Genomic DNA, 7,626 nt, shown 5'->3' on the forward strand with positions numbered 1-7,626 from the left:
CGCGTGCGGACCCATCCATCAGACGCGGGAGCGCATGCCGAGTGCGCTGAGAGGACGGCTCGGGGCCGTCGACCGTACGAACCTGACCGGGTAATGCCGGCGTAGGGAGATGAAAAATGACCGAGACCCTGTCGGGAACCACCACACCGTCCGTGACCACTGGCCCGATTTCGGGCAGCCACAAGATCTACCGCGATGTCGCCGGCGGGCGGGTTCCGTTCCGCCGGGTGGACCTGTCCAATGGCGAGCACTTCGATCTCTATGACACCTCGGGGCCCTACACCGATCCGGACGCGACGATCGACTTGGCGGCCGGGCTGCCGGCGCGGCCGGGCGTGGTTCGCGACCGCGGCACCCAGTTACAGCGCGCCCGCGCCGGCGAGATCACCGCGGAGATGGCGTTCATCGCCGCCCGCGAGGGCATGCCCGCCGAGTTGGTGCGCGACGAGGTCGCCCGCGGGCGAGCGGTGATCCCGGCCAACCACAACCACCCCGAGATCGAGCCGATGATCATCGGCAAGGCGTTCGCGACCAAGGTCAACGCGAACATCGGTAACTCGGCGGTGACGTCGTCGATCGCCGAGGAGGTCGACAAGATGGTGTGGGCGACCCGCTGGGGCGCCGACACCATCATGGACCTGTCCACCGGCAAGAACATCCACGAAACCCGCGAGTGGATCCTGCGGAACTCCCCGGTGCCGGTCGGCACCGTGCCGATCTACCAGGCGCTGGAAAAGACGAAGGGCGACCCGACCGAGCTGACCTGGGAGCTCTACCGCGACACCGTGATCGAGCAGTGCGAGCAGGGTGTGGATTACATGACCGTGCACGCCGGCGTGCTGCTGCGCTACGTGCCGCTGACCGCCAAGCGGGTCACCGGCATCGTGTCCCGCGGCGGCTCGATCATGGCGGCCTGGTGCCTGGCACATCACCAGGAGTCGTTCCTCTACACGAACTTCGACGAACTCTGCGAGATCTTCGCCCGCTACGACGTCACCTTCTCCCTCGGCGACGGCCTGCGGCCGGGCTCGATCGCGGACGCCAACGACGCGGCGCAGTTCGCCGAGCTGCGCACTCTCGGTGAGCTGACCAAGATCGCGAAATCCCATGGCGTGCAAGTCATGATCGAGGGCCCCGGACACGTCCCGATGCACAAGATCGTCGAGAACGTGCGGCTGGAAGAGGAGTGGTGCGAGGAGGCCCCGTTCTACACGCTGGGCCCGCTGGCCACCGACATCGCGCCCGCCTATGACCACATCACCTCGGCGATCGGCGCGGCCATCATCGCCCAGGCCGGCACCGCGATGCTGTGCTACGTGACGCCCAAGGAGCACCTCGGACTGCCGGACCGCAAGGACGTCAAGGACGGGGTGATCGCCTACAAGATCGCCGCGCACGCGGGCGATCTGGCCAAGGGGCACCCCCACGCCCAGGAACGCGACGACGCCCTGAGCACGGCGCGTTTCGAGTTCCGCTGGAACGACCAGTTCGCCCTGTCGCTCGATCCCGACACCGCGCGCGAGTACCACGACGAAACGCTGCCCGCCGAACCCGCCAAGACCGCGCACTTCTGCTCGATGTGCGGGCCGAAATTCTGCTCGATGCGCATCACCCAGGACGTCCGCGACTACGCCGCCAAGCACGGCCTGGAGACCGAAGAAGACATCGAGGCTATGTTCGCCACCGGGATGGCGGAGAAGTCGGCCGAATTCGCCGAGCACGGCAATCGGGTGTATCTGCCGATCACGCAGTGAATTACCTGCCGCTGCCCGCGCTCGGCACCACGCCGCACCGCGTGCTGTCCATCGCCGGATCGGACTCCGGGGGCGGGGCGGGCATCCAGGCCGACATGCGCACCATGGCGCTGCTGGGCATGCACGCGTGCGTCGCGGTGACCGCGGTGACCGTGCAGAACACGTTGGGGGTCAAGAGCTTTCACGAGGTTCCCGACGACGTCGTCGCCGGGCAGATCGAGGCCGTCGTCAGCGACATCGGCATTCAGGCCGCCAAGACGGGGATGCTGGCGTCACCGCGCATCATCGACACCGTGGCCACCACCTGGCGCGGGCTCGGATTGACGGTTCCGCTCGTCGTCGATCCGGTGGCGGCATCCATGCACGGCGACGCGCTGATGGCGCCGGCGGCCCTGGATTCGCTTCGCAACCAACTGTTTCCGTTGGCCACCCTGGTGACGCCGAACCTCGACGAGGTGCGCCTGCTGGTCGGCATCGATGTGGTGGACACCGAGTCGCAGCGGGCGGCGGCCAAGGCTTTGCATGCGCTCGGCCCGCAATGGGTGTTGGTCAAGGGGGGCCACCTGCGCTCGTCGGACCGCAGCTGCGACCTGCTCTATGACGGCGCCTGCTACCACGAGTTCGATGCGGAGCGCATCGCGACCGGCAACGACCACGGCGGCGGGGACACCTTGGCCAGCGCCGCCGCTTGCGCGCTCGCGCACGGCTTCACCGTGCCGGACGCGGTCGGTTTCGGGAAGCGATGGGTCACCGAATGTCTGCGGGCCTCCTATCCGCTGGGCCACGGCCACGGCCCCGTCTCACCGCTGTTTCGCCTGACATGATGGCCCGCCTCCTCGATCAGATCGCGGGCATCGCACACGAACCCGTGGGCACCCCGGAGGGCGTGGTAGTCCTCACCCACGGCGCGGGTGGAAACCGGGATTCGCCACTGCTGCAGCAGGTTTGCGATGAATGGGCGCAGCGCGGCTGGCTGGCGGTGCGTTACAACCTGCCCTACCGGCGGCGCCGGCCCACCGGCCCGCCATCCGGGTCGGCCGCCACCGATCGTGCCGGCATCGTCGAGGCGATCACGTTGTGCCGTGGCATCTCCGGCGGCCCGTTGATCGCCGGCGGGCATTCATATGGCGGCCGGCAGACATCCATGGTGGTTGCCGCCGGCGAGGCTGCCGTGGACGTGCTGACGCTGTTCTCCTACCCGCTGCACCCGCCGGGCAAGCCGGAGCGCCTGCGCACCGAGCACCTGCCTGACATCACGGTGCCGACGGTGTTCACCCATGGGACGTCAGACCCCTTCGGCACACCCGACGAACTACGCACCGCGGCCGCGCTGATCGGCGGAACGACGGCCGTCGTCGAGATTGCCAGCGCCCGACACGATCTGCGGTCCAAGACCTTGAACGTCCCGGCCCTGGCCGTCGACGCCGCACTGCAACTGCTCGGGCGGAATTAGGCAGTCACGACTGGAGACCGCGGAACGCTACGCCAAGCACGTGGTTCCCCGTCTTGCCGAAATAGGCTGACCCGGGCCGTCGTTCGTCATCCCGGATAGCGCGAGTAACACGCCTCGGCGTTGCCGGTCACGCCGCCACGGAACGCCGCGATTCGGGTGAAGCCGGCGGGCACGCTGGTACCGTCAGCGTCGCTGGCCACCATGCGATTGGTGAGCAGCCCGGCGACTGCTTCGTCGAGATCACCGGCGGTGAGCTGCAATTGGTTGTGCGAGGGCAATTCGATGGGATCGGCCATCTTGCGGTGCACCACACCGGTCAGGCATGCGGTGCGCAGCGCGGTCCACGGGCTCTGCATCGGCAGGCCGCGTTCATGCTGCACCGCCAGTGCGTATCTCGACATCACGACGGACAGGGCGGTGTCGTCGCCTTGCGGAAGGGTCTGTTCGTTTTCGTCGGCGACCGTGCCCATGGTGGCGAGTCCGGGCAGCTCCACCGCGATGGTGTTGGCGTCCGGACAGTAGGACGCCGGCGGGGTGGGTTTGGCGTCCGGGCAGTGGGCCGCCTGGTAGGACAGCGCCGGCGGATTGGTCGGGGCGAAGATCTTTCCCAGCAGTTCCATCAGGGTCGACAAGGTGTCCTGGTTCATCCGGACCTCGCCGGTCTCCGGCGTTCCGGTGCTGGAGTCGACCCGCAGCGCGTTCGGCAGATCGCCGCGGCGCCGTTCGATTTCCCTGCGGTCGATCGCCGCACAGGCCGAGGCGCCGTTGAGGAAACCCATCTGGAAGGCGCTGATCCGGTCCAGGGCCGAGCCGTGTGCGTCGTCGTTTTCGGTGTCGCTGTCCATGACCGGGTCACGCGTGGTGATGATTCCCGCCAGCACATGGTCGAGTCCGTCGGCGGTGCTGAGCGTGAAGCGCGGCGACTTGCCGTCGGCGACCCAGAACAGATAGACGCCCGCGAAACAGTCAGCCTGCTGTTCGTGGACGATGGTCGGGTCCCTTCTGGTCACCAGCTTCGCCATCTGCTGCAGCGCGTGCCCGAATTCATGCGCGAGCACTCCGGTGACGGACATGTCGCCGAAGTACTTTCGTGCGACGGGCATGAAAACACCGCGGTCCCAGGCGATCAGGTTGCAGCGGGAGGTGTAGAAGGCGTTGACGAGCTTGTACGTGTCGTTGTGGCACACGATCGGGCTGCTCGGGTCGTTGGAGTCGTAGGACACCACCTTGCTGACCGGAACGAACTTGCCCTTCAGCGATTGGCTGTGCACCGACTGCCAGTAATCCTCGATGTCGTTGACCGACAGCAGCGCCAGCGTGTCGATGGGCCCGCTGTCGGTGTTGAGCACCTTGCCGGTGGGGCTGGGCGCGTTCGAGCGAATCCCGCTGGGGCCGTTGGTCGCGGGCAGCCCGCCGACCAGGAAAGGGTCGTTGAGCATCGACAAGGCGCGTCCGTCGACGAACGTCGTGCAGCCGGCCACCACGAGCACCGCCGCCGCCCAGACGAGTGCCGACCTGAGCGCATGGCAATTCATGACCAACCTCATCCCGACCGGGCGACACGGCAGCACCAAGGGGATTCATTCTAAAGGCGTCGGCCGTTCACGGCCGGAGAAATCGCGAGATCCAGCAAACACCGGCCGCGCGGCTCCGCTGGAAAGGTGGTGGCTCGCCGCCGCCTTCGGCCGGCGGCTCGGCATGTGTCAGGCCTCGCGATGGTTACGTAAGCCCAGCTATATTGACGGTCATGTGGACGGTGCCGTTGAAGGCCAAAGACACCACGAAGCCATTCGGATCGACTGCCGTACGAAAACGCCGCCGCAGTGGTTGAAACTGCTAACCGCGCGGACCTTGGCGTGGCGTTCGACGAACTCGATGCCAAGATCAACGCCGGCATGAAGGACTATGCGATTCCGGGCGTCGCGGTTGCGGTCTGGGCCGGCGGCCGAGAGTACGTCAAGGGCTACGGGGTCACCAATGTCGACCATCCGTTGCCTGTCGACCACGACACAGTATTCCGAATCGGTTCGACCACAAAGACTTTCACAGGTACCGCGATGATGCGCCTGGTCGAGCAGGGCAAGGTAGATCTGGATTCACCCGTGCGCGGCTACATTCACGACTTCGCGGTGGCCGACGAGTCGGTCAGCGCCAGGGTGACCGTGCGCCAGCTGCTCAACCACACCGCGGGCTGGGATGGCCGCAATGGCCAGGACTTCGGGCGCGGCGATGACGCGGTGGCGCGCTACGTCAACTCGATGACACGTTTACCGCAGCTGACGCCTCCGGGAACCGCGTTCGCGTACAACAATTCAGGTCTTGTGGTGGCGGGCCGCATCATTGAGCTTGCCGCCGGAACAACCTACGAGTCTGCGGTGCAGAAGCTGGTACTTGATCCGCTGCAGCTGGATCACACCCGCTATTTTTCCGACCAGATCATCGGTCTGAATGTGGCGGCATCGCACGCCGTGGTCGATGGCAAACCCATTGTCGATACCGGCTTTTGGGCATTCCCACGCAGCTGCAACCCCACCGGCGGGTTGATGTCCACAGCGCGAGATCAGCTGCGTTACGCACAGTTCCACCTCGGCGACGGCACGGCGCCTGACGGCGAGCAGATTCTGAGCCGACAGTCGCTGGAGGCAATGCGTTCGAACCCGGGCCCGGGCGGAACGCTTTGGGTCGAACTGACCGGGATGGGCGTGACCTGGATGCTGCGGCCCTCCGCGGAGAATGTGACCATCATTGAGCACGGCGGCACCTGGAAGGGGCAACGCTCTGGTTTCTTCATGGTGCCCGATCGCAACTTCGCCATGACCGTGCTCACCAACTCTGATGGCGGATTTCAGATGATCAATGACCTTTTCTCCTGCGACTGGGCGTTGCAAAGATTCGCCGGGGTCACCAACCTGCCTGCCACACCGCAACACCTTGGTGCCGCCGACCTGGCGCCGTATGAGGGCCGGTACATCGCCGGGCAAGTTTCCCAGAATGGCATCCTCGAGCAAGCGGTCATCGACTTCCGGGCACGGGACGGCCAGCTCGCTGGAACCATGGCTGATGCCATCCCGGATGGCCAAAATAGCGTCAAACTGGGGCTCGCCTTCTACCGGCCCGACTACGGGATCGACCTCGGACCGGACGGCAAGCCCACCGGCAGTCGATCCAACTTCGTCCGTGGACCGGACGGCAACATCGCCTGGTTCTGTACCCTCCACGGGCGCCTGTTCCGACGCCAGTAGCACAGCACCGATGAATACACCCAGCGCCGACAGGCCAGCGAAATAGCAGGTCACGATTAAGGTGGGCTGATGCCCCGCACCGACGACGACAGCTGGGATCTGACGTCTGGCGTCGGCGTCACGGCGACCATTGTCGCAGCCGGGCGCGCGATGGCCACCAGGGATCCGCGCGGTTTGATCAACGATCCGTTCGCCGAACCTCTGGTCCGTGCGGTGGGGTTGGATTTCTTCACCAAGATGATGGACGGCGAACTCGACATGTCGACGATCGCGGATGTCTCACCGGCCCTGGCGCAGGCGATGGTCGACGGAAACGCGGTCCGCACGAAGTACTTTGACGACTACGTCCTCAACGCCACCGACGGGGGGATTCGGCAAGTGGCGATCCTCGCGTCGGGGTTGGACGCCCGGGCCTACCGTCTGGCGTGGCCGACCGGGACGGTGGTGTACGAGATCGACCAACCACAGGTGATCGAGTTCAAGACGACGACCTTGGCCGACCTGGGCGCCGAACCCTCCGCCACTCGGCGCGCCGTACCCATCGACTTGCGCACGGATTGGGTGACGGCATTGCACGCTGCCGGCTTTGACTCGGCGGCACCGACGGCGTGGCTGGCCGAGGGGTTACTGATTTATCTAAAGCCGCAGGCCCAGGACCGGCTGTTCGACAACATCACCGCACTCAGCGCACCGGGAAGCATGGTAGCCACCGAATTCGTCGCCAGCATCGTGGATTTCGGTGCCGAGCGAGCGCGGACCATATCCAGCCCGTTCCGCGACCATGGCGTCGACGTCGACTTGGCTTCGTTGGTCTACACGGGCCAACGCAACCACGTCCTCGACTATCTCGGCGCCAAGGGCTGGCAGCTCGAAGGTGTGCCGCTGGCGGAGCTGTTCCGGCGCAGCGGCCTCGATGTGCAGGCCCCGGACCACGACGACACCATCTTCATCAGCGGAGCCCTCACCGACCAGCCGCGGTGACTCACTGAGCTCGACGACGACCGCCGTCGACAAAGTTTCGGGAGCAGGGAAGCTCGCGTATCACCTGACTTGGCTCACGTCTCAATTGGCGGTGCTGGCAGCCGAAGTGAAAAAGGGATGGCCGGGTTTTGTCGGTGGTGGCTGCGATGATGGCGTCATGTCTTCGATCGGATCTGTTGGCGCTGTGGTGGTGAGT

At 65.9% G+C, this 7,626-nt stretch carries 7 protein-coding genes and 1 riboswitch; of the genes, 6 read left to right on the forward strand and 1 reads right to left on the reverse strand.

Translation table 11 applies throughout. The features are described from left to right. Positions 1–14 precede the first annotated feature (14 nt). A riboswitch (TPP riboswitch) is annotated at positions 15–125 on the forward strand. The 3 genes from thiC to A5775_RS20765 all read left to right on the forward strand — a co-directional run bounded on the left by thiC (position 117) and on the right by A5775_RS20765 (position 3,207). Next, positions 117–1,754 (forward strand): phosphomethylpyrimidine synthase ThiC, encoded by a 1,638-nt coding sequence (gene thiC / locus A5775_RS20755; RefSeq protein WP_067256534.1) that lies wholly within the window; start codon positions 117–119, stop codon positions 1,752–1,754. It overlaps the preceding riboswitch by 9 nt. Continuing rightward, a complete protein-coding gene (thiD, locus tag A5775_RS20760; protein WP_067256536.1) occupies positions 1,751–2,578 on the forward strand; it encodes a bifunctional hydroxymethylpyrimidine kinase/phosphomethylpyrimidine kinase in 828 nt (275 codons plus the stop codon). The genes thiC and thiD overlap by 4 nt, the downstream gene beginning before the upstream one ends. After that, on the forward strand, positions 2,578–3,207 hold the full coding sequence (locus tag A5775_RS20765) for an alpha/beta family hydrolase (RefSeq protein WP_067256567.1): 630 nt from the start codon (positions 2,578–2,580) through the stop codon (positions 3,205–3,207). The genes thiD and A5775_RS20765 overlap by 1 nt, the downstream gene beginning before the upstream one ends. 86 nt (positions 3,208–3,293) lie before the next feature. Here A5775_RS20765 and A5775_RS20770 read toward each other — a convergent pair whose 3' ends face one another. Next, a complete protein-coding gene (locus tag A5775_RS20770) occupies positions 3,294–4,742 on the reverse strand; it encodes a peptidase (RefSeq protein ID WP_067256538.1) in 1,449 nt (482 codons plus the stop codon). Here A5775_RS20770 and A5775_RS25735 point away from each other — a divergent pair. The 3 genes from A5775_RS25735 to A5775_RS20780 all read left to right on the forward strand — a co-directional run bounded on the left by A5775_RS25735 (position 4,639) and on the right by A5775_RS20780 (position 7,430). Further along, positions 4,639–5,106: a hypothetical protein gene (locus A5775_RS25735; RefSeq protein ID WP_197512791.1), complete on the forward strand. Its 468-nt coding sequence runs from the start codon at positions 4,639–4,641 to the stop codon at positions 5,104–5,106. The genes A5775_RS20770 and A5775_RS25735 overlap by 104 nt on opposite strands. Then, a complete protein-coding gene (locus A5775_RS20775) occupies positions 5,007–6,449 on the forward strand; it encodes a serine hydrolase (RefSeq protein WP_197512789.1) in 1,443 nt (480 codons plus the stop codon). Before A5775_RS25735 ends, A5775_RS20775 begins: the two co-directional genes overlap by 100 nt. A gap of 69 nt (positions 6,450–6,518) precedes the next feature. Further along, entirely contained in the window at positions 6,519–7,430 is a 912-nt protein-coding gene (locus A5775_RS20780; protein ID WP_067256542.1) for a class I SAM-dependent methyltransferase, read from the forward strand. Positions 7,431–7,626 lie beyond the last annotated feature (196 nt).

The sequence above is a fragment of the Mycobacterium sp. 852002-10029_SCH5224772 genome (genome assembly GCF_001667315.1).
GTDB lineage: Bacteria > Actinomycetota > Actinomycetes > Mycobacteriales > Mycobacteriaceae > Mycobacterium.